A 22,067-nucleotide genomic window follows, 5' to 3' on the forward strand; every position below is an offset into this window, starting at 1 on the left:
TTTAAGACTGATCACTCATTTTAGTTTTTATTTTCAAGACGATGTTTTAATTGACCAGTCATGAAAAATAAAAAAATGAATGAGAATTAAATTTATTTTTTAGTACTTGCAAGCTATTTTGAAAGAATTACAATGGTGGCTAAATTTTTTATGAGGGTAAGATTAATGTATATTGATAATATTCGAAATGAGTTAAATGAAGCAGCTGATGTGTTAAATAAATTTATTTCAGATGATAAAAATTTAGAACATATTCAGCAAGCCGCTATATTATTGGCTGATTCGTTCAAACATGGTGGTAAAGTGCTATCATGTGGGAATGGCGGTTCTCACTGTGATGCTATGCATTTTGCAGAAGAGTTAACAGGACGTTATCGCAACAATCGCCCTGCTTATCCTGCAATAGCGATATCTGATGTTAGTCATATTTCGTGTGTAGGTAATGATTTTGGGTTTGATTCGATTTTTTCTCGGTATATCGAGGGTGTAGGTCAAAAAGGTGATGTACTACTAGGTATTTCTACCTCAGGTAACTCTGCTAATGTGCTAAAAGCAATTGAAGCAGCAAAACAAAAAGGGATGAAAGTGATTACGTTAACCGGTAAAGATGGCGGTAAAATGCATGGTCTTGCTGATGTGGATATTCGAGTTCCCCATTTTGGTTATGCTGATCGTGTTCAAGAAATTCATATTAAAGTGATTCACATTTTAATCATGCTAATCGAAAAAGAGATGAGCAAGTAAATGTGCGAATTATTGGGCATGAGTGCGAATGTGCCAACAGATATCTGTTTTAGTTTCACCAGTTTAGTCAAACGTGGTGGTGATAAGGGCCCGCATAAAGATGGGTGGGGTATTACTTTTTATGAAGGTAAGGGGTGCCGTACATTTAAAGATCCTGAACCTTGCAGTTATTCGCCTATTGCCAAACTTGTTCAACAGTATCCAATAAAGTCAAAAGCAGTCATAGCCCACATTCGCCAAGCAAATCGAGGAGGCGTAGCACTTGAAAATACGCATCCTTTTACGCGTGAGTTATGGGGAAAAAATTGGACTTTTGCCCATAACGGGCAGCTAACAGGTTATGAAGATCTTGATATGGGGATATTTGAACCTGTAGGTCTGACTGATAGTGAATATGCATTTTGTTATCTCATTAATCAACTTCACAAGAAATATCCGCAAAAACCCAGTAATGATCTGGAAGTATTCAGCTATATTAAGCAATGCGCTGACAAACTAAGCCAACTTGGGGTATTTAATATGTTACTCTCTGACGGTCAATATGTTTTTGCTTATTGTTCAACTGACTTACATTGGATAACACGTAAAGCACCTTTCGGAAAAGCAAAACTTCTTGACGAAGATGTTGAAATTGATTTTCAAAAACACACTACGCCTAATGATATCGTCACAATCATTTCAACGTTGCCATTAACTTCTAATGAAACATGGTACAAGCTGAATACTGGAGAAGCGATTTTATTTAATAAAGGGGAAATTAATCCGTTTTCTTCATTTTAACTCACAATATTGAAACTTTATTTTAAATTAATACTGTAGAAAGCCGACAACTGTCAATTCGATTAGTATTAAAATTATTAAAGTTGCATACCAAAATCCGATTTTTATATCGAGCAACTTATATAAATAAACGGCGATAGGTATAAGCCAACAAACTTCGCCATAGCCAATTCGAATTAATTCAATCCCACGCAATAGTTTTACTTTTAAATTACTCTGATTTGTTGTTCAACATTCTCTTACAGGCTTGGCAATAAAAATACCTCATTTAAACAATGCAATTAAAAGTGGTACTACCAATAATGTTTTTGTAATACCAATAATCAGAATCCCAAAAGACATTAACAATAAAGCCGGCATGTTAGACCCTGTTTCTGTGGCAATATTTGCCCTTTCTGTTATGTAGTATTTGGGATTATATTGGCAATTATTTTAATCTTTCAGCTAAATAACCTTGATAGTCAGGAATTTCAATTTCTATTTCTATTTCTTGCGTAAAAATGGAGGATTGAATCAGTGCATTAGCGGTTGCTTGATTAGTCGCAACCGGAATATTCCAGACCGTTGATAAACGAAGTAAAGCTTTGACATCAGGATCGTGTGGTACCGCATTGAGCGGGTCCCAAAAAAAGATAAGAATATCAATTTTTCCTTCGGCAATTAATGCGCCTATTTGTTGATCGCCACCCATAGGGCCGCTAAGCATAGGTGTAATATTTAGACCTGTTTCTTGTTTAATTAATGTTCCCGTAGTTCCTGTACCACATAAATGATGATGAGAAAGCTCTTCTCGATTTTTTTTACACCAATTTAATAATGACTCTTTTAAGTGATCATGTGCGACTAAAGCAATATTTTTTTTGGCAGCTAACTGACGAGTGGTATAACGCATAATGTTGTCCTAATCTATTATTATTGCTGATGTTTTTAACAGAGTATCAATTAAAATTCAAGTTTTATTTGATTAAATTAGGGACAATAAAAAAGGCACCGAAGTGCCTTTCAAAAATATCAAATTGCAATTAATTAGAATTGATAGATTAAACCAAGTGCAACAGTATCTTTTGTTGTCGCTTTAATTTCTGATTTGCTAAATGTGCTGCTATCATATAATGCACGACGTGCACCGATATCATCTTTATCTAACAAGTTGATTTTATAATCTACAATAGCTTGTAAGTTTTTGTTGAATGCATAAGTTAAACCAACATCAACATATTTAACAAGGTCATTACCTTTAAGCCCTGCATCGCTAGAATAGCTAGAAGCATCTTTAACTTTGTGTTGGATATAAGCAACAGATGGAGTTAAACGACCAATATCAAAGTCGATTCCGTATTGAGCAACAATTTCAATACCTTTGGTTTTTAAGTCATCTGCATTGTGGTTAGATGATGCATTATCCCAACCATATTTTTGTTTACCTTGAATATATAGCGCAGCTAAATAAACATTGTCATTGTCGTATTTGATACCTGCTGACCATGCTTTAGCATTTTTGTGACCACTAGTTTGAGTGTAACCAGCACCAACAGATAAACCAGTATCAAGCACATCCCAATCGATAACAGAACCCCATGCTTCCGCACTATCATGACCGTTGTTACGATTCACTGCATTGAAATGGCTAGTTGAGCTGTTATCACCGTTATCAGCATATTGAACAGCAAAGCGTAAACCATCAACTAAACCGAATAGATCAGTATTACGATAAGTTGCTACAGCTTTAGTACGTGCAGATAATGCATAAAGATCATTATTTGAAGCATCACCACCAAATTCTGGTAAAACGTCTGTATAAGAAGTTAAAGTTTTTAGCACACCGTCATTACGACCATAATCGAATGAACCAAAATCACCAAAATTCAAACCAGCAAATGCATAACGAGTTTCGTTGTCAGCATTTTTACCAGTTTTAGCTTCGTATTCCCAACGTCCGTAACCAGATAACCAGTCAGTAACTTGAGTTTGACCTGACATACCTAAACGTGCAGTCGTTTTATCACCTTCGCCTGTTTGGTTGTTTCTGTCAGTAATATAGTTTAATGCATAAACTCGACCATAAAAATCGACTTTATTGCCGTCTTTATTCCACACTTCAATAGAAGCGTTTGCAGTACCTGCAATTAAAAGAGCAGGAATAGCGATTGCTAATAGATTACGTTTCATTTTGTTACCCTCATAGGTATTTATATTTTTAAAGATGCAAATTACTTTGCTCTCGGTTAATAAATAACTGCAAAATTAAGCAATTATATTATTACTGTGATATCTTGTATTAGATATAAGATTTCTGCTTACATTGCAGATAAACAATGCAAATAAGTAAATTTCTACGAAATTTAGTTTATTTTAGTACCTACAATAAATTTTTTTAAGCATAAAATGTTTTTTTGGGCGGGAATAAATTCAAAAGGCGATAAAAAAGACACCTAAGTGTCTTTTTTATAATTTAAGAAGAATTAGAATTGGTAGATTAAACCAACACCTAACACATCTTTTGTACCTGGAGTATTTGCTTTCTTATGACCACGATTATTAGTCGTATTCATCGCTGCACCAATGTCTTTATGGTCAAGTAGATTAAATTTATATTCTACGATAGCGCTGAAATTTTTGTTAAGATCATAAGTTGCACCTAAAGATACGTATTTAGCCATAGGTGAGCTATGAGATCCTGAACGGTAATGCGCTTTATTATCACCATCATAACCACTTGTTAGTTTATGTTGAACATAAGCTAAAGATGGAGTTAAACGACCAACATCTAATTCAATGCCATATTGAGCAACTAATTCGATACCTTTAACTTTTTCATCTGCAATATGACCTTTATGATCGATATAACGATTTTTTAACTTGCTTTGGAAATAGTTAGCAGCTAAATATAAATTATAGTTATCGTATTTAATACCAGTAGCCCAAGTATTGTGACGTTGATCACTTGAAGTTGATTGAGCATAACCAATACCTGCAGTTAAGCCTGTGTCAAAAATGTTCCATTGAACGTTTGTACCCCAAGCTTCTCTTGATTCACCACGAATATTATCTTTAGTAAGTGAGTTATCACCATTATCAGCATATTGTACTGCAAAGCTGATATCATCATTTAAACCAAAGAAGTTATTGTTACGGTAAGTTGCTACAGCTTTAGTACGAGCAGAAAGCACGTTCCAATTGTTGTTTGCAGCGTCACCACCAAATTCTGGTAATACGTCTGTATATGCAGTAATTGCTTTTAATACGCCATCATTACGACCATAATCAAATGAACCGAAGTCACCAAAATTTAATCCAGCAAATGCATAACGAACTTCACTATGACCAGGTTTTTGATCATCTTTTCCAGATTTAGCTTCATATTCCCAACGACCATAACCAGATAACCAATCTGTGATTTGGGTTTGACCTGACATACCTAAACGAGCAGAAGTATCATCGCCTTCACCTGCTTGACCACGATCAGTGATGTGGTTAGCTGCTTTTACACGACCGTAAAAGTCTACTTTATTACCATCTTTGTTCCAAACTTCAATAGATGCATTTGCGCTAGCTGCAACTAAAAGTGCAGGAATAGCGATTGCTAATAGATTACGTTTCATTTCTTACCCTCATGGTTATTTATTAAAAGACACTAACTAAAAAGTTTAGTGCCTATTTATGTACAATGATTATTCATCCAAAAATAATATTACTATTATTTTCTTCCACTTTTTACAGTAGTGTAAATTATGTATAAAAATTTTTTAAAAGCAAGTGAACTTTTCGTTAATTTTGATGTCTAACCCCAAAAACGAAACCGTTTGATTATAATTTATACATATTTGCTAATTATCACTAATTTGCGTTTTATCATAAACATCCAAAAATGTTTGTTTATTTATACCAGTTAAAAATTTGCATTTCGTGGCGTTCTTGGGAAAGGAATCACATCCCTTACGTTTTGTACGCCAGTGACATAAACAATTAAGCGCTCAAATCCAAGACCGAATCCAGAATGAGGAACAGTACCATATCGACGTAAATCACGGTACCACCAATAATCTTCTTTTTTAAGCCCCATTTCGTCCATGCGCTTATCTAACATATCTAAACGCTCTTCACGTTGCGATCCGCCAATGATTTCGCCAATGCCTGGCGCTAACACATCCATTGCAGCAACCGTTTTACCATCGTCATTCATACGCATATAAAATGCTTTAATATCTTTTGGATAATTTTTAACAACGACAGGCGCTTTAAAATGCTGTTCAGCTAAATAACGTTCATGCTCTGACGCTAAATCGATTCCCCAACTCACTGGATTTTCAAATTTGGCATCACAGTTTTGTAAAATAGTAATGGCATCGGTGTAATCAACTTGAGCAAAATCGGCATTAATAAAGTTCTCTAAACGATTGATTGCTTCTTTATCAATATGCTGAGCAAAAAATTGCATATCATCAGCACGTTTTTCAAGCACGGTTTTAAAGACATACTTCAACATATCTTCTGCAAGTTTTGCATTATCATTTAAATCAGCAAACGCAACTTCAGGTTCCATCATCCAAAATTCAGCTAAATGGCGTGTTGTATTGGAATTTTCAGCTCTAAAAGTTGGCCCAAAAGTATAAACTTTAGACAATGCACAAGCGTACGTTTCTGCATTTAATTGCCCTGACACCGTTAAAAAAGCTTCTTTTCCGAAAAAATCTTTATCAAAATCGACTTTCCCCTTGTCTGTTTTAGGTAGATTTAACATATCAAGAGTGGAGACACGGAACATTTCACCTGCACCTTCAGTATCTGATGCGGTAATAATTGGCGTAGAAAGCCAAAAAAAGCCTCGTTCATCAAAAAATTGGTGAATAGCTTGCGCTAATGTATGACGTACACGAGTAATCGCGCCAACAATGTTGGTTCTTGCTCTTAAATGAGCAACTTCTCGTAAATATTCAATTGAATGACGTTTAGCAGCCATTGGGTAAGTTTCAGGATCATCAACAAATCCATAAACCTCAACTTGTGTTGCTTGTAGCTCGTATTTTTGTCCTTGTCCCGGAGATTCAACAACTTTACCTGTTACTTTAACTGAACAACCTGCCGTTAACCGTAAAATATCTTGTTCATAATTTGGTAGATCTTTTTCTATAACAGCTTGAATGGGATCAAAGCACGAACCATCATAAACAGCTAGAAATGAAATACCGGCTTTCGAATCACGGCGTGTTCTTACCCAGCCTTGAACAGAAATAGTGCTACCAACAGCAATTTTGCCTTGTAACACATCAACAATAGGAGCAACTGAATTCATTTTAATTATCCATCTCTATATTAATTAAGTTAAATAGTATTAAAAATAATACAAGTATATTCTAAATGCCACTTAGTTACCTAACTTTAGTCTCAGTTGGCATTAAATTAAATTTTTAAATAAAACATTTATAATTTGATTTACGTTTTTTATAAAAATAAGTTTAATGATTAACGTTAAACGTTCTTTTTAATTCATTAATAAAAGCTAAATCTTGCGATATTGTCTTACCTGGACTATCTGACAATTTTGCAACAGACTGATTATTGCATTGCGTCAATTTCAATACGATATTTAAGGCTTTGGTATTTGCTTCAGTAGACGGAATATCACACGCCAGAAAGCCCCCGATACCAAAAGACAATTTTACTCGATGGTGAAAATGTTGATAAATCTTTATCGCTTTGTCAAAAGTTAAACTATCGGAAAATACTAACATTTTTGTTTTAGGATCAATCCCTAATTGTTGGTAATGGGCAATCGCCTTTTCACCCCATTCAATCGAATCACCCGAATCATGGCGTAATCCTTGATAGTGATTAGCAAAGTAAGTATCAAAATCACACAAAAATGCATCCATGGTAATACAATCTGTTAGGGCTACCCCCAAATCTTGAGGATATTCATCTAACCAAACTTTAAGCGCTGTTTTTTGGCAATCTTGCAAAGTTGGGGTTAATCGCTGATGAGCTTGAAACCATTCATGTGCTTGAGTACCAACAGGGGTAAGTCCTAGTCGATAAGCCAGTAAATAGTTACTGGTACTATGAAAATTGTCAAAATGGTTTTTTAGGTAATCGACAACAGCAGATTGTACGGCAAATGAGTAACGCCTTCGGGTTCCAAAATCCATTAAATTAAAGCCCGACATATCCATATTTGCAGTTTGCTCTTTAAATCTTGTTAATTTATTTTTGAGTTGGGCTATAGCTTCCGACACGCCAATATTAGGAGAACGATCTCTATGTGCTATTTCGCTAATAACTGCCAGTAATGGGACTTCCCATAAAATTACATCCAGCCACTTTCCTTCAATTCTTATATCAAGTCTTCCTTCTCGATTAGTTATCGTCAATAATTGACTATTAAAACGCCAATTCTTGAGCCAGTTTAAATAATCAGATTTAAAAAAGGAGATGCCAGATAGATAATGAAATTCATCATCGGAAAGCGTTAATGATTCCATTAATTTGACTTGATGTTTTATTTCATCAGCATATTGACCTAATAAATCATCACTTCTACAACGAAACTCCGCAACGACAGTGGTATCTGGGTAATGATGAAAAACGGCTTGCTGCATATGCAACTTATAAGCATCAGTATCTAAGATTGATGTAATTATAGCTGGTAACATGTCTTTTTGTTGTTAATACTCTAAAAAAATTCTAGAGATTATAGCAGAATAATATTGAAGATATAGATTAAATATATAATAACCTATCTTCATTAGGCTATAATATTAATAACAAACCAGATTAAATAATATAACCTAACTATGCTCAAAAGAATTAATTAAACATTATCAATAACGATAAGTGCAGTTGTGAAAATCATGCAATATTTATCGAATTTTAATTATTTATAAAAATAAAAGGCACAATAACTATGACAACGAATAATACCAAAACACAACCAACTGCAAAGTATCGACTGGACTATAAAGCACCCGATTTTACCATTACGGATATCGATCTTGATTTTAACTTATCTGCACAAATCACAACAGTCACGGCTCGAAGCCATATTATACAAAAAAATGCTAAAGCCTCAGACTTAGTTTTAGATGGAGAAGACTTAACATTAATCGCTATCAATATCGATGAACAGCCTTGGCAGGATTATCACATTACCGACTCAGGCATTATTATCCACAATGTTCCATCAGATGAATTTACACTAACCATCGTCAATGAAATAAAACCAATTGATAACACTGCACTAGAAGGATTGTATGTTTCTGGAGAAGCACTTTGTACACAATGTGAAGCTGAAGGATTTCGTCATATCACATACTATTTAGATAGACCCGATGTTTTAGCGCGTTTTTCAACTCGAATTACCGCCAATAAACAACAATACCCATATCTGCTTTCTAATGGTAACCGCATTGCACAAGGAGAACTTTCAGACGGTCGTCATTGGGTACAATGGCAAGATCCATTTCCTAAACCCGCCTACTTGTTTGCATTGGTTGCTGGAGATTTTGATATTCTTAAAGATCAGTTTATAACTCGTTCAAACCGTAAAGTTGATCTGGAGATTTATGTTGATAAAGGCAATTTAGATCGTTCACATTGGGCAATGACCAGTTTAAAAAATGCTATGCGCTGGGATGAAACACGTTTTGGATTAGAATATGACTTAGATATTTTCATGATTGTTGCCGTTGACTTTTTTAATATGGGTGCTATGGAAAATAAAGGTCTAAATATTTTCAACTCAAAATATGTCCTTGCCAAACCAGAAACAGCCACTGACGATGATTATTTGGGTATTGAAGGTGTAATTGGTCATGAATACTTTCATAATTGGACAGGCAATCGTGTTACTTGTCGTGATTGGTTTCAACTTAGCTTAAAAGAAGGTTTGACGGTTTTTCGTGATCAAGAGTTCAGCGCGGATATGGGCTCTAGAGCCGTTAAGCGAATTGATGATGTTAAAATCTTGCGTAGTGTCCAATTTGCTGAAGATGCAAGTCCGATGTCTCATCCTATTCGTCCTGATCAAGTCATAGAAATGAATAATTTCTATACAGTAACTGTGTACGAAAAAGGGGCTGAAGTGATACGAATGATGCATACCTTGTTAGGCGAAGATAAGTTTCAAGCTGGCATGAAACGCTATTTTGAACGTCATGACGGAAGTGCAGCAACTTGCGATGACTTTGTCGCTGCTATGCAAGATGCTTCAGGCATTGATTTAACACAATTCAAATTATGGTACAGCCAATCAGGTACACCAGAATTAACCATTACAGATAGCTATGATGAAAAAAGCAAACACTATTATTTAACTATCGAACAAAACACGCCTGCAACCTTAGATCAAGCTGAAAAGAAAGCTTTGCATATACCTGTTGATATTGAATTATATCAACATAACGGCGAAATCATTAAACTTGAGCATAACCAACTGCCAATTCATCACGTTTTAAATTTAACACAAGCAAAACAACAATTTGTTTTCGATAACGTGAATGAAAAACCGATTATTTCATTATTACGTGATTTTTCTGCACCGGTAAAAATGACCTATGATTATCAAGATAGTGATTTGATTTTTTTGATGCAACATGCAACCAATGCTTTTAGTCGTTATGATGCTGCGCAAATGCTATTAATTAAATATATTCGGGCAAATGTTAAAAATTATCAAGATAATCGACAACTAAACCTTCCTGATTCAGTTATCGATGCATTTAGAGCAATATTATTATCCGAATCAACAGATCCCTCTCTTATTGCCCAAATCATCACTTTACCTTCGGAAAATGAACTAGCCAATTTATTTAGTATCGTTGACCCAATAGCCATCTATCAAGTCCGCCTGTTTTTATTAACGTGTTTCGGTAATGCACTTTATGATGAATTAACCGCATTTTACCGTCACAATAAAATCGAAAATTATCGGATTAAACATGAAGATATTGCTAAGCGCTCATTAAAAAATGCCTGTTTGATGCTTTTAGCCCATGCCGATGAGAAATCACAAGCAAATCATCTGGTTCATCAACAATATTATCAAGCAGATAATATGACAGATACCATCGCTGCATTAACAGTTGCTGTTAAAGCTCAGCTTGATTGTCATCAAGAACTTTTAGCCGATTTTGATAATAAATGGCATCAAGACGGATTAGTAATGGATAAGTGGTTAGCTTTGAATGCATCGAGTCCAGAAAAAAATGCACTTTCAACGGTGAAAAAACTTTTAACTCATCGATCCTTTTCGCTCAGTAATCCCAATCGGATTCGCGCTTTAATCGGTGCTTTTGTTAATAATAATCCTGTAGCTTTCCATGCAACTGATGGGAGTGGATATCAATTTTTAGTCGAAATATTAATGGAATTAAATCAAAAAAATCCGCAGGTTGCGGCAAGATTGATCGATCCATTAATCAGATTAAAACGTTATGACCAACGACGTCAGCAACAAATGCGTCAAGCACTTGAAATCTTATTAAAACTGGATCATTTATCAAAAGACTTATATGAAAAAATTAGCAAAGCTTTAGCTGCATAATACTCAACACATCATCCTGTTTTCCTCGAACGGGATGATGTTAAAATTATTTGAAACTTGATATGTTTTTGCTTTATATTCAGACACAAATAAAACATCCAACTTTTTACCATTACTTAACAATATTAAAAATCATGATCAACATAAAATCTATTACACCGACAGAACTTGCAGAAAAATTAAATCAGAAACATCCTCTGTTTTTACTTGATGTACGAGAATCTAATGAAGTAGCAATATGCCGCCTTGAAAATTCCGTCCATATTCCAATGAATCTTATCCCACTTTATTTAGATAAAATACCCGATGAAATCGACATTGTACTTTACTGTCACCACGGAGTTCGGAGCCTTAATGTTGCCAATTATTTAGCTGAAAATGGTTTTGATACTGATTATCTTTATAATCTTAGTGGTGGGATTGATGCTTGGGCATTAACCGTTGATACGCAAATGCCAAGATATTAAATGCCCGCCTTCACAACGGGCACATTTTGGATTTTATTCTTGTGGCATCACCCAATAACCATTTTGATTGTGAGCTTGCATATAATCCTTAAATTGTTGGGATTGATAAATACGTTTAACATCCTGCGCCCATTGACTGTTTTCATTACCTTCATTCACCACAACCATAATTTCTAAATCGGGGACAATGGTTTCCAAAAGCAATGCTTTGCTTGAATCAATGTTGGCCGAATAAACAATACTCCCCGGAATGACAGCAAAATCAAGCTCATTAAGAACTCTAGGAATATTTGCCGAATCCATTTCAATAATATCGATGCCCTTTAAGTTTTCAGCGATATCATTTTTACTCGCTAAAATAGGATTCGTATTTTCTTTCAATTTAATCCATCCTGCTTTTTCAAGTAAATTATAAGACCGTGCAGCATTTGAAGCATCTTGAGGAATCGCCACTTTAGCTCCAGAAAAAACCTTATCTAATGATTGATATTTATTAGAGAAAATCGCCGCAGGTACCGATGGCACATGCACAACTGGCTTTAAATTAGCTTTGCGTTGGGCATTAAATACATTCATATAAGCAGTATGCTGTGCAACGGTTAAATCAATGCTTCCTTCACTCAATGCCACATCTGATTCTAATAAATGTGGGAAATTAACCAATTTAACTTTATATCCTTCTAATTCAAGAATAGGTTTTACCGCATCTCTAAAAAGATCATTATACGGGCCGGGTGATACCCCCATACTAATCTCTTTTTTGGTTTGATTATTAGCTTGTTTTGAGGAATTATCACAAGCGATCATTAAACATGCAGAACTAAATAAAGCCACAATAGCAATATGTTGTAAAAATTTATGTTTGATAAAACCATTTTTCATTTGAGTTACCCTTTATCGGCTATCGACATTTGTTTTACTCTAGCACAGAAATAATGGTTTATTTATTCCAAGTTATTCTATCTTATAACTTTTTGGAATAAGATATAAAAAACGATTATTAGGTTGAAAAATTAAGCTGTGCTAACGTTAAAAACATCTCATAATCATTTTTTGGATATATTATGCATCAGCCCATTGCAAAAACTATTCATCAGCTTTTCGTTACATTACATCAAAATCCTGAGCTTTCAAATCAGGAGTTCAATACCACTAAAATATTGAAAACGTATTTAGAAAAAGCAAACATTAAAATTTTAGAATTAGGTGCTAAAACGGGGGTCATTGCCGAAATAGGAACAGGTTCACCTATTCTGGCTTTACGAGCTGATATTGATGCGTTACCCATCCATGAACAAACAAATTGTGATTATCGTTCCCAAAATAAAAATGTTATGCACGCTTGTGGGCATGATGTACATGCATCAATCTTAATGGGAGCGGCTTATCTTTTAAAAGAACACGAAAAAGATTTAACAGGGACCATTCGTTTACTATTCCAACCTGCGGAAGAAAACTTTAGTGGAGCCCTACAATTTATCAAAATTGGGGCATTAAAAGGGATAGATGCCATACTCGGTTTACACAACAACCCTAATTTAACCATTAATCAAATGGCATCACGAGCTGGCCCTTTTTCAGCTAATGTTGATCGCATTGAAATTATCATAACTGGTGTTGGAGCACATGCAGCAAGACCTGAATCGGGTATTGATCCTATTGTTATTGGTGCACAAATTGTAAACGCCATACAAACTATTTCAAGTCGTTCTGTAAGTGGTCTTGATGCTGTAATTGTCAGCATTACTAAATTTGAAGGTGGAAATACTTGGAATGTGATACCTGAAAAGGTTGAAATGGAAGGCACGGTAAGGACCCTTACACCGCAAATCAGAGCTAAAGTCAAACAACAGTTAAGGTCTATTATTGAACATATTGCTATTGCAATGGGCGCAAAAGCTGAATTAAAATGGTTCGAAGGCCCTCCATCAATCATAAATGTAGAAAAATGGGTCGAGCTTGCAAAAAATATTGCGAGACAAGAGGGTTATGAAATCATTGATTTTCAACCTCAATTAGGCGGTGAAGATTTTGCCCATTATTTACATCATGTACCGGGCGCATTTATTAACCTTGGTTCTCAAAGCCCTTATGCACTTCACCACCCTAAATTTCAAATTAATCCTGACATGATAATACCTGCAGCAAACTATTTAGCTAAACTTGCCAAACAAGCGCTTATCCAAATAGACCAAAGTTAATAGGGACGCAAGAATGATTAGATTTGAAAATGTATCCAAGCAATATGAGCGAAACGGCATCACCACTCAAGCCTTAGACAAGATCAACTTAACCATTGATAAAGGGGATATTTTTGGCATCATTGGTTATAGTGGTGCAGGCAAAAGCACCTTAGTTCGTTTAATCAATTACCTTGAAAAACCGACACAAGGTCAAATCATTATACAAAATCAAATTTTGAATCAACTATCCGGTTCTGAGTTACGCCAAGTTAGGCGAAAGATCGGCATGATATTTCAGCACTTTAATTTACTTGAATCAAAAACCGTTTATGAAAATATTGCTATTCCTTTAATTCTAATCAAAAAAGATAAACATACAATTAAACAAAAAGTAAATGAATTATTAGAATTTGTTGGATTAAATGACAAAGCAGATAGTTATCCTAAAGAGCTGTCTGGCGGACAAAAACAGCGAATCGGCATAGCAAGAGCGTTAGCCAACGATCCGGATATTTTACTTTGTGATGAAGCAACTTCAGCGCTTGATCCTCAAACTACACGAGCAATCTTAGATTTAATCAAAAAAATCAATGAAAAATATAAAATAACGGTAGTATTAATCACGCACGAAATGCATGTTATTGAACAAATTTGTCATAAGGTAGCCGTAATGGAAAAAGGTAAAATTATTGAACAAGGCAACGTGCTGGATGTATTTGGACACCCACAACACCAAACAACTCGAAATTTTGTCAATTCAGTCATTAGCAATCAAATTCCAAAGGGTGTCGTTGAAAATTTGTTAGAAGTAGAAGGTAAAAAAGACAATATTAAACTATTTAAACTTGAATTTTTAGGACGTTCAGCCTCAGAACCCGTTATCAATTCGCTTATTTTAAAACAAATTGTTGTGGTTAACATTTTATTTGCTCATATGTCAGAAATTGAAAAAACAGTTTTAGGCAGTATGTTTATTCAGCTAAAAGGTAACGATAGCAATATCCAAGAAGCTGTACAATTCCTTCGAAAACATGGCGTACAAGTTACTGAAATAAACCACTGGGAGGAAAACTAAATGCAATTTTTGACCAATACTCTTGAATATTTCAAAGCTAATTTTTCAACCACCGTGACAGTTGAACAATTTATCCAAGCGAGTTATGAAACATTTTATATGGTGTTTTTTGCTTTAATATTGGGCTCCGTAATTGGTATTTCACTCGGTGTTTGTTTAGTGACAACTCGCCCAGGAGGATTGCTTGAAAATAATCGAATATATCGGATTATGAATCCTATTATTAATTTAGTTCGTTCGCTACCTTTTATTATTTTACTAGTGGCAATTGTCCCTTTTACTAAATTTATTGTGGGTAGTTCGATTGGTACAACAGCAGCTATCGTGCCTTTAACATTTTATGTCGCCCCTTACATTGCTCGCTTAGTTGAAAATTCTTTACTTGAAGTAAACAGTGGCATTATTGAAGCCGCTGAATCAATGGGGGCAACACCAATCCAGATCATTTGGTACTTTATATTACCTGAAGCATTTAGTTCATTGATTTTAACCCTAACCACTGCCACTATCGGCTTAATTGGAGCGACAGCAATGGCAGGTGCAGTTGGCGCAGGCGGCATTGGTGACTTAGCCATTTCATATGGTTATCAACGTTTTGATACCACAGTTACCTATATTTGCGTGGTCATTTTAGTTATTGTGATTCAATTGGTGCAAAGCACAGGTAATTTTTTAGCTCGCAAAGCAAGGCATGAATAAATCAGAATATGTGATTATTATTTGAACCGATTAGAAACGCAGCTTAATGCCAGACTAAAAAATGATTTAACACGCTAAAAACCTCATTTAGTTTTTTTGACTATTACAAATCAAGATTCAGTGATTTTTAATTAAAAAATGCTTTTTACCTTAAGCATTACCATAATATAAGGATTGACAATATGTTTTATCGATTTCTTTATTTGCCATTATCAAGTAAAATAACGTTAATTTTAATTAATTAAGGTAGTGTAGGAATCATAGTGACTGACTCATTACAGCAAAATTTGGTTGAAATTCATGATATGTCATTTTATCGAGGAACAAGACCAATTTATAAAAATATGAGCTTGAATGTCCCAAAAGGCAAAGTGACAGCGATTATGGGGCCTTCAGGTATTGGTAAAACCACGCTACTACGTCTAATCGGTGGTCAATTAAAACCTCAATCAGGAAAAATATTATTCGATGGTGAAGATATTCCAAGTATGTCTCGCGCCCGACTCTATGAAGTTAGAAAACGCATGAGCATGCTATTCCAATCTGGCGCACTATTTACCGATCTTTCTGTTTTCGATAATGTTGCCTACCCGATTCGTGAACACCTTGATTTACCTGAGCCTGTATTACACAATTTAGTATTGATGAAACTCCAGTCTGTTGGTCTTCGAGGCGCCGCCCGTATGATGCCGTCAGAATTATCCGGAGGTATGGCAAGGCGAGCCGCGCTAGCCAGAGCCATTGCCCTTGACCCTGATTTAATTATGTTTGATGAACCTTTTGCCGGTCAAGACCCAATCTCAATGGGCGTCATTGTTAAATTAATCTCAGAAATCAATCAATCGCTTGGATTAACCTGTATTGTTGTCAGTCATGATGTGAATGAAGTCCTTAGTATTGCGGACTATGCTTACATCGTTGCTGAACAACACATTATTGCAGGCGGAACCTCACAGCAATTACGCGAAAATGACGACTTGCGTGTAAAACAATTTCTTGAAGGCTTAGCTGATGGACCAGTCCCTTTTCATTATCCCGCTGATGACTATAAATTAGACCTAAGCCGAGGTATATAACATATGTTTAATTTACTTGAAAGATTGGGAAAATGGTTAATTAATCTTATCGCTTTAATGGGGCGTTCAGGGATGATGCTTTTTGGAGCACTCATTGGACGTCCACAATTTGCGAAACAGTTCCCATTACTGGTCAAACAATTTTATTTTGTTGGCGTACAATCTTTAACGATTATTATTGTATCTGGACTTTTTATTGGTATGGTGCTTGCACTACAAGGTTATTTTATCTTAACCACATTTGGTGCTGAGGCAAGTTTAGGTATGATGGTTGCGCTGGCTTTATTGCGTGAACTAGGCCCTGTTGTTGCTGGATTATTATTTGCTGGACGTGCCGGCTCGGCGTTAACAGCTGAAATTGGTCTCATGAAAGCTACCGAACAACTATCAAGCATGGAAATGATGGCAGTCGATCCATTACGGCGTATTATTGCACCCCGTTTCTGGGCTGGATTTTTCTCTATGCCGTTTTTAACGGCTATTTTTGTCGCAGTTGGTATTTTAGGTGGTGTATTAGTTGGCGTTGATTGGAAAGGTATTGATGCAGGATTTTTTTGGTCTTCCATTCAAAGTAATGTTGACTGGTGGCATGATTTAGGCAACTGTTTTGTAAAAAGTTTTGCCTTTGCAATTGCCAGTACTTGGATTGCACTTTTTAATGGTTACGATTGCGTACCAACATCTGAAGGAATTAGTCGAGCAACTACCAATACAGTTGTTTATTCATCATTAGTTATTTTGGGGTTAGATTTTATTTTAACCGCATTAATGTTTAGTCATTGAGGTCATTAAACATGAGTCGTAAAGTCGAAATTACAGTTGGATTATTCATGGTACTAGTCATTTGCTCAGTACTATTTTTATGTTTTCGCGTTACCGATCCTACATCTTTTACTAGCCATAATTCATATCGAGTATACGCCGTATTTGACAATATTGGCGGATTAAAAGTTAGATCACCAATCAAAATTGGTGGGGTGGTAATTGGTCGAATAACCAATATTAGCTTAACATCATCAGGAAGTGATATTTATAAACCGTATGTAACAATGGATATCGATAGTCAGTACAATAAAATTCCAAGCTCCAGCTCACTATCAATCAAAACCTCAGGAATTTTAGGTGAACAATTTATTGATATCAATTTGGGGTTAGATCAATCGACCGAATTCGCCATTGACGCATTAGATGCCCCTGATGCCACTAATACAACGGCTCAAAAAAATGACAAACCACCTTATTTTCAAGAAGGATTTGTTGTTAGCAATACTAAACCAGCAATGGTGTTAGAAGATTTAATTGGTCAGTTTCTTTATAGTATGGGTGATTCATCAAATAAAGAAAAGAAACAAAATACGCAAGATACAAATGAACAGTAAGGAGTTGTCATTATGTTAACCAAATTTAAGCAAACTATTTTTTTAATTTTCGCTTTAGCAGTTAGTATGTCAGCTTTTGCTGAAAATAATCCTTATGATGAAATGCAAGTGGCCGCTGACAAAATTTTTAGTACCATGAAAGCACAACAATCAGCAATCAAATCAAATCCTAATTTGCTCAAAGATATTGTGAGATCTGACCTATTGCCTTATGTACAAGTCAAATATGCGGGTGCGCTAATTCTAGGCAACGCCTATAAAGATGCGACCGATGCGCAACGTACAGCCTATTTTAATGCTTTTGAAAACTATCTCGTTCAAGCTTTTGCGCAAGCATTATCTATGTATAATGGGCAATCTTACCAAGTTGAAAAAGCGAAAGATTTAACTGGAAAAACATTAATTTCTATTCGAGTATTATTAAATCAACCAGACAAAGGTCAACAACCATTACGTATTGATTTTCAATGGCGAAAGAACTCGGTGACGGGTGAATGGAAAGCTTACGATTTAATTGCCGAAGGGGTAAGTATGATTACTACCAAGCAAAATGAATGGTCAACTATTTTAAGACAAAATGGTATTGATGCATTAACGAAGCAATTAAATGATCTTTCCAATCGTAAAATAGACCCGAATCAAAAACCTAAAGGTTAACTTAACATGTCACGAATCACAACCGAAAAGCAACAAGATATATTATATCTAAAGGGTGAGCTTGATGCTCACTCCTTAAGTGATATATGGTCAATACAAAATACACTATTAAAAGAGGTGAAAAAAATTGATGTGGCACAGCTGATTCGTGTTGACTCTTCGGGACTTGCCACACTTGTCTATTTTTGTAATAAATATAATGTTACTTTAGACAGTGTGAATCCTCAGTTACTTACTTTAATTGCGCTTTATGATTTACAACCAGTGATACTAAAATAAGTTACGCTCATCTTTAATCAAAAGACAAATTAAGATAATATGAATAATATTCAACATAAAATCACAAAAAATAATGAGTTTTAATAATGGACAAACAGCAAATAATAGATAAATTAAAAAGTTCACTTAATCTTGAGGAAGTGCATGTCATGACTAATGATGGTAGTCATTTTCAGGTCATTGCTATTGGTGAATTATTTGCAGATCTAAGCAGAGTTAAAAAGCAACAAGTTATTTATGCTCCTCTCGCAGAATTTATTAATGATAACCGTATTCATGCCTTATCAATTAAAACTTATACTCCAACAGAATGGCAACGTGAGCGGAAATTAATGGGATTATAGTGCCCTCTTCATCAAAACTAAATGAATGGCTATTTCCATAACCTGATGTTCTATAAAACAACAATATCATTGTACAAAGGTATCGCAACATGACAAACCCATTACTAAAAACTACACCACTTCCTTTATTTTCTCAAATCAAGCCTGAACATGTTTTACCTGCAATTCAAGAGGCTTTGAAAAATTGTCGTCATACGATTGAAACCGTATTAACTAAAAATAGTCAATACACTTGGGATAATTTAATCCAACCCATTGATGAAATGGACGAAAAATTTAGTCGAGCATGGTCTCCAGTAAGCCATCTTAATTCTGTAAAAAATAGCCCTGAACTTAGAGAAGCCTATGAAGCTTGTTTGCCATTATTATCAGAATACAGCACATGGGTTGGACAGCATAAACCGCTTTATCAAGCCTATAAACAGATTAAAGAAAGTGAAGAGTATACCAAACTGACTAAAGCGCAAAAAAAGGTGATCGATAATGCATTACGTGACTTTGAGTTATCCGGAATCGGATTACCGGAAGATGAACAAAAGCGCTATGGTGAAATCGTTGCTAAACTTTCGGAACTCTCCTCTAAATATAGTAACAATGTTTTAGATGCGACCATGGGGTGGACAAAATTAATCACAAATTTAGATGACCTTACAGGCATGCCAGAAAGTGCATTAGCAGCAGCTAAAGAGCAAGCCAAAGCCAAAGGTCAAGAAGGCTGGTTACTCACCCTTGATATCCCAAGTTATTTACCTATTATGACTTACTGTGATAATCGTGATCTGCGTTTTGAGCTTTATCAAGCTTATAATACAAGAGCATCAGACCAAGGACCCAACGCGGGTAAATGGGATAATACTGAAATAATAAAACAAATTTTATCATTGCGTGATGAGCTAGCACATTTATTAGGCTTTGAGACTTATGCCGATAAATCCTTGGCAACTAAAATGGCTGAATCTACACAGCAAGTCATCGAATTTTTAACTGATTTAGCAAGTAAGGCAAAACCGCAAGGCGAAAAAGAACTAGCCGATTTAAAACGTTATGCTTACGAATTTTTTGGCGCTAGTGATATTAAACCTTGGGACATAGCTTATTACAGTGAAAAACAAAAACAATATCTTTATACCATCAATGATGAAGAGTTGCGCCCTTATTTCCCAGAGCAAACTGTTATAAATGGTCTATTTGAAGTTGTTCATCGTGTATTTGGCATTACGGCAAAACAACGACAAGGCGTCGAAGTTTGGGATCCTGAAGTTAAATTTTATGACCTGTATAATACAGATGGTGAATTAAAAGGTAGCTTTTACCTTGACTTATATGCTCGTGAACATAAACGAGGAGGCGCATGGATGGATGATTGTATTGGTCGTATGCGTTTTGCGGATGGTCACGTGCAAAAACCAGTTGCTTATTTAACCTGCAATTTTAACCGCCCTATTGGCGATAAACCTGCACTATTTACACATAATGAAGTCACAACGCTATTTCATGAGTTTGGACATGGACTTCATCATATGCTGACTGAAATTGATGTCTCTTCAGTTGCAGGAATCAATGGTGTGCCATGGGATGCAGTTGAATTACCAAGCCAATTTTTAGAAAACTGGTGCTGGGAACCCGAAGCATTAGCGTTTATTTCTGGACATTATGAAACAGGTGAACCTTTACCTACTGAAATGCTTGAAAAAATGTTAGATGCTAAAAATTATCAAGCAGCGCTATTTATTTTACGTCAGTTAGAGTTTGGGCTGTTTGATTTTAAACTTCACAGTCAAAAAGATCCTGATATTTTAGAAACATTAAAGCAAGTTCGAGAATTAGTCGCTGTGGTTCCAACTGTTGAATGGGGACGATTCCCTCACGCCTTTAGCCATATTTTTGCAGGGGGCTATGCCGCAGGTTATTACAGCTATCTCTGGGCTGAAGTATTATCAGCAGACGCCTTTTCTCGCTTTGAAGAAGAAGGCATTTTTAATACAAAAACGGGAAATGCTTTCCTTGATAATATTTTATCGCAAGGTGGAAGCGATGAACCTATGACACTGTTCAAAAACTTCCGAGGTCGCGAACCCCAACTAGAGGCTTTACTACGTCATTATGGTATCCACTAGTACTCATTCTGCTCAGCTAAGCCAATTAGCTGAGCAGTGGTTGTCCACACATGGAGATCTTCCGTTTGTCCTACTTAATCAACATGATCAGCTAGCGCTACAAAAAACAGACGAACCTAAATTAGGTGCCATCGCTGTTGATTTTACTTCTGGCGTCATGGCGCATCGCCGTCAATTTGGTGGAGGACGCGGTGAAGCGATAGCAAAAGCTGTTGGGGTAAAAGGTGATTACTTACCTACCGTCGTGGATGCAACGGCTGGGCTTGGACGTGATGCATTCGTATTAGCGGCTGTAGGTTGTCATGTCACCATGTTTGAAAGACATCCTGTCGTTGCGGCTTTGTTAGACGATGGTCTACAACGTGCCTATCAAGATCCCAATATTGGTAGTTGGCTTCAGCAGCATTTACATCTTATCTATCATTCGAGTATTAATGGACTTGATTCCTATCCAGATAAGCCAGATGTTGTCTATCTTGATCCGATGTTTCCACATCGTCAAAAAAGTGCGCTAGTCAAAAAAGAAATGCGTATTTTTCAACAATTGGTAGGGAGTGATAGTGATGCAGACAATTTATTAGCACCGGCAAGGCGCTTAGCTAAAAAACGGGTTGTCGTAAAAAGACCGGATACTGCACCTTTTCTCGCCAATGAAAAACCAACCGCTGAAATTAAAACCAAAAATCACCGATTTGATATATATACCCCTGTCAGTGCACTATAGGAATG

Annotated in this window: 21 protein-coding genes; 15 read left to right on the top strand and 6 right to left on the bottom strand. The window is 35.7% G+C overall.

What is annotated here, in order from left to right; translation table 11 throughout:
* The first annotated feature begins 165 nt into the window (after nucleotides 1-165).
* Nucleotides 166-744: a D-sedoheptulose 7-phosphate isomerase gene (gene lpcA / locus ACGH6R_RS04685; protein WP_267352312.1), complete on the top strand. Its 579-nt coding sequence runs from the start codon at nucleotides 166-168 to the stop codon at nucleotides 742-744.
* Nucleotides 745-1,524 carry a class II glutamine amidotransferase gene (locus ACGH6R_RS04690; RefSeq protein WP_267352313.1) on the top strand — a complete coding sequence of 260 codons (780 nt, stop codon included), beginning with the start codon at nucleotides 745-747 and terminating at the stop codon, nucleotides 1,522-1,524.
* A 427-nt stretch (nucleotides 1,525-1,951) separates the two neighbouring features.
* Here the strand turns inward: ACGH6R_RS04690 and ACGH6R_RS04695 are convergent, their stop codons facing one another.
* The 5 genes from ACGH6R_RS04695 to pncB form a co-directional block, all read right to left on the bottom strand.
* The gene (locus ACGH6R_RS04695) at nucleotides 1,952-2,416 is read right to left on the bottom strand and encodes a methylglyoxal synthase (protein ID WP_411599030.1); all 465 of its coding nucleotides are present in this window, start codon (nucleotides 2,414-2,416) and stop codon (nucleotides 1,952-1,954) included.
* 134 nt (nucleotides 2,417-2,550) lie between these two features.
* On the bottom strand, nucleotides 2,551-3,693 hold the full coding sequence (locus tag ACGH6R_RS04700; protein WP_267352315.1) for a porin: 1,143 nt from the start codon (nucleotides 3,691-3,693) through the stop codon (nucleotides 2,551-2,553).
* A 293-nt stretch (nucleotides 3,694-3,986) separates the two neighbouring features.
* Complete coding sequence (locus tag ACGH6R_RS04705) at nucleotides 3,987-5,126, bottom strand: porin (protein WP_065558864.1); 1,140 nt, start codon at nucleotides 5,124-5,126, stop codon at nucleotides 3,987-3,989.
* 287 nt (nucleotides 5,127-5,413) lie between these two features.
* Nucleotides 5,414-6,817, bottom strand: a complete 1,404-nt coding sequence (gene asnS, locus ACGH6R_RS04710) for an asparagine--tRNA ligase (protein ID WP_065558865.1) — start codon at nucleotides 6,815-6,817, stop codon at nucleotides 5,414-5,416.
* A 163-nt stretch (nucleotides 6,818-6,980) separates the two neighbouring features.
* On the bottom strand, nucleotides 6,981-8,174 hold the full coding sequence (pncB, locus tag ACGH6R_RS04715; protein ID WP_411599032.1) for a nicotinate phosphoribosyltransferase: 1,194 nt from the start codon (nucleotides 8,172-8,174) through the stop codon (nucleotides 6,981-6,983).
* A 251-nt stretch (nucleotides 8,175-8,425) separates the two neighbouring features.
* Between pncB and pepN the strand changes: the two genes are divergently transcribed.
* Both pepN and ACGH6R_RS04725 read left to right on the top strand, forming a co-directional pair.
* Nucleotides 8,426-11,062 carry an aminopeptidase N gene (pepN, locus tag ACGH6R_RS04720; protein ID WP_411599033.1) on the top strand — a complete coding sequence of 879 codons (2,637 nt, stop codon included), beginning with the start codon at nucleotides 8,426-8,428 and terminating at the stop codon, nucleotides 11,060-11,062.
* A 137-nt stretch (nucleotides 11,063-11,199) separates the two neighbouring features.
* Nucleotides 11,200-11,529, top strand: a complete 330-nt coding sequence (locus ACGH6R_RS04725; RefSeq protein ID WP_411596546.1) for a rhodanese-like domain-containing protein — start codon at nucleotides 11,200-11,202, stop codon at nucleotides 11,527-11,529.
* A gap of 33 nt (nucleotides 11,530-11,562) precedes the next feature.
* Here ACGH6R_RS04725 and ACGH6R_RS04730 read toward each other — a convergent pair whose 3' ends face one another.
* Nucleotides 11,563-12,411 carry a MetQ/NlpA family ABC transporter substrate-binding protein gene (locus ACGH6R_RS04730; protein ID WP_411599035.1) on the bottom strand — a complete coding sequence of 283 codons (849 nt, stop codon included), beginning with the start codon at nucleotides 12,409-12,411 and terminating at the stop codon, nucleotides 11,563-11,565.
* 182 nt (nucleotides 12,412-12,593) lie between these two features.
* Between ACGH6R_RS04730 and ACGH6R_RS04735 the strand changes: the two genes are divergently transcribed.
* From ACGH6R_RS04735 to ACGH6R_RS04785, 11 genes are all read left to right on the top strand, one after another.
* Nucleotides 12,594-13,730 carry an amidohydrolase gene (locus tag ACGH6R_RS04735; RefSeq protein WP_411599036.1) on the top strand — a complete coding sequence of 379 codons (1,137 nt, stop codon included), beginning with the start codon at nucleotides 12,594-12,596 and terminating at the stop codon, nucleotides 13,728-13,730.
* A 13-nt stretch (nucleotides 13,731-13,743) separates the two neighbouring features.
* A complete protein-coding gene (locus ACGH6R_RS04740; RefSeq protein WP_411599037.1) occupies nucleotides 13,744-14,787 on the top strand; it encodes a methionine ABC transporter ATP-binding protein in 1,044 nt (347 codons plus the stop codon).
* Nucleotides 14,788-15,486: a methionine ABC transporter permease gene (locus ACGH6R_RS04745; RefSeq protein WP_411599038.1), complete on the top strand. Its 699-nt coding sequence runs from the start codon at nucleotides 14,788-14,790 to the stop codon at nucleotides 15,484-15,486. It abuts the gene before it with no gap.
* Nucleotides 15,487-15,749: 263 nt separating this feature from the next.
* The gene (gene mlaF, locus ACGH6R_RS04750) at nucleotides 15,750-16,562 is read left to right on the top strand and encodes a phospholipid ABC transporter ATP-binding protein MlaF (protein WP_267352324.1); all 813 of its coding nucleotides are present in this window, start codon (nucleotides 15,750-15,752) and stop codon (nucleotides 16,560-16,562) included.
* A gap of 3 nt (nucleotides 16,563-16,565) precedes the next feature.
* Nucleotides 16,566-17,345 carry a lipid asymmetry maintenance ABC transporter permease subunit MlaE gene (gene mlaE / locus ACGH6R_RS04755; protein WP_065558871.1) on the top strand — a complete coding sequence of 260 codons (780 nt, stop codon included), beginning with the start codon at nucleotides 16,566-16,568 and terminating at the stop codon, nucleotides 17,343-17,345.
* An 11-nt stretch (nucleotides 17,346-17,356) separates the two neighbouring features.
* Nucleotides 17,357-17,941, top strand: a complete 585-nt coding sequence (mlaD, locus tag ACGH6R_RS04760) for an outer membrane lipid asymmetry maintenance protein MlaD (protein WP_267352325.1) — start codon at nucleotides 17,357-17,359, stop codon at nucleotides 17,939-17,941.
* 12 nt (nucleotides 17,942-17,953) lie between these two features.
* Nucleotides 17,954-18,598: a phospholipid-binding protein MlaC gene (mlaC, locus tag ACGH6R_RS04765; RefSeq protein WP_065558873.1), complete on the top strand. Its 645-nt coding sequence runs from the start codon at nucleotides 17,954-17,956 to the stop codon at nucleotides 18,596-18,598.
* A gap of 6 nt (nucleotides 18,599-18,604) precedes the next feature.
* The gene (locus ACGH6R_RS04770) at nucleotides 18,605-18,877 is read left to right on the top strand and encodes an STAS domain-containing protein (protein ID WP_065558874.1); all 273 of its coding nucleotides are present in this window, start codon (nucleotides 18,605-18,607) and stop codon (nucleotides 18,875-18,877) included.
* Nucleotides 18,878-18,963: 86 nt separating this feature from the next.
* Nucleotides 18,964-19,221, top strand: coding sequence for a BolA family protein (locus ACGH6R_RS04775; protein WP_065558875.1), 258 nt, complete (start codon nucleotides 18,964-18,966; stop codon nucleotides 19,219-19,221).
* A gap of 89 nt (nucleotides 19,222-19,310) precedes the next feature.
* On the top strand, nucleotides 19,311-21,338 hold the full coding sequence (prlC, locus tag ACGH6R_RS04780; RefSeq protein WP_411599039.1) for an oligopeptidase A: 2,028 nt from the start codon (nucleotides 19,311-19,313) through the stop codon (nucleotides 21,336-21,338).
* The gene (locus ACGH6R_RS04785) at nucleotides 21,325-22,062 is read left to right on the top strand and encodes a class I SAM-dependent methyltransferase (protein WP_411599040.1); all 738 of its coding nucleotides are present in this window, start codon (nucleotides 21,325-21,327) and stop codon (nucleotides 22,060-22,062) included. Before prlC ends, ACGH6R_RS04785 begins: the two co-directional genes overlap by 14 nt.
* The last annotated feature ends 5 nt before the right edge of the window (nucleotides 22,063-22,067 follow it).

The sequence above is a fragment of the Gilliamella sp. CG13 genome (assembly GCF_046635805.1).
Classification (GTDB): domain Bacteria; phylum Pseudomonadota; class Gammaproteobacteria; order Enterobacterales; family Orbaceae; genus Gilliamella; species Gilliamella apicola_I.

What these genes read in the sequence shown, in the direction of transcription:
- pncB (WP_411599032.1), bottom strand. Translation starts at nt 8,174, where the DNA reads ATGTTACCAGCTATAATTACATCAATCTTAGATACTGATGCTTATAAG.
- lpcA (WP_267352312.1), top strand. Translation starts at nt 166, where the DNA reads ATGTATATTGATAATATTCGAAATGAGTTAAATGAAGCAGCTGATGTG.
- ACGH6R_RS04770 (WP_065558874.1), top strand. Translation starts at nt 18,605, where the DNA reads ATGTCACGAATCACAACCGAAAAGCAACAAGATATATTATATCTAAAG.
- ACGH6R_RS04690 (WP_267352313.1), top strand. Translation starts at nt 745, where the DNA reads ATGTGCGAATTATTGGGCATGAGTGCGAATGTGCCAACAGATATCTGT.
- ACGH6R_RS04735 (WP_411599036.1), top strand. Translation starts at nt 12,594, where the DNA reads ATGCATCAGCCCATTGCAAAAACTATTCATCAGCTTTTCGTTACATTA.
- mlaE (WP_065558871.1), top strand. Translation starts at nt 16,566, where the DNA reads ATGTTTAATTTACTTGAAAGATTGGGAAAATGGTTAATTAATCTTATC.
- ACGH6R_RS04705 (WP_065558864.1), bottom strand. Translation starts at nt 5,126, where the DNA reads ATGAAACGTAATCTATTAGCAATCGCTATTCCTGCACTTTTAGTTGCA.
- ACGH6R_RS04740 (WP_411599037.1), top strand. Translation starts at nt 13,744, where the DNA reads ATGATTAGATTTGAAAATGTATCCAAGCAATATGAGCGAAACGGCATC.
- mlaC (WP_065558873.1), top strand. Translation starts at nt 17,954, where the DNA reads ATGTTAACCAAATTTAAGCAAACTATTTTTTTAATTTTCGCTTTAGCA.
- prlC (WP_411599039.1), top strand. Translation starts at nt 19,311, where the DNA reads ATGACAAACCCATTACTAAAAACTACACCACTTCCTTTATTTTCTCAA.
- ACGH6R_RS04730 (WP_411599035.1), bottom strand. Translation starts at nt 12,411, where the DNA reads ATGAAAAATGGTTTTATCAAACATAAATTTTTACAACATATTGCTATT.
- ACGH6R_RS04745 (WP_411599038.1), top strand. Translation starts at nt 14,788, where the DNA reads ATGCAATTTTTGACCAATACTCTTGAATATTTCAAAGCTAATTTTTCA.
- ACGH6R_RS04775 (WP_065558875.1), top strand. Translation starts at nt 18,964, where the DNA reads ATGGACAAACAGCAAATAATAGATAAATTAAAAAGTTCACTTAATCTT.
- mlaD (WP_267352325.1), top strand. Translation starts at nt 17,357, where the DNA reads ATGAGTCGTAAAGTCGAAATTACAGTTGGATTATTCATGGTACTAGTC.
- pepN (WP_411599033.1), top strand. Translation starts at nt 8,426, where the DNA reads ATGACAACGAATAATACCAAAACACAACCAACTGCAAAGTATCGACTG.
- ACGH6R_RS04785 (WP_411599040.1), top strand. Translation starts at nt 21,325, where the DNA reads ATGGTATCCACTAGTACTCATTCTGCTCAGCTAAGCCAATTAGCTGAG.
- asnS (WP_065558865.1), bottom strand. Translation starts at nt 6,817, where the DNA reads ATGAATTCAGTTGCTCCTATTGTTGATGTGTTACAAGGCAAAATTGCT.
- ACGH6R_RS04695 (WP_411599030.1), bottom strand. Translation starts at nt 2,416, where the DNA reads ATGCGTTATACCACTCGTCAGTTAGCTGCCAAAAAAAATATTGCTTTA.
- ACGH6R_RS04700 (WP_267352315.1), bottom strand. Translation starts at nt 3,693, where the DNA reads ATGAAACGTAATCTATTAGCAATCGCTATTCCTGCTCTTTTAATTGCA.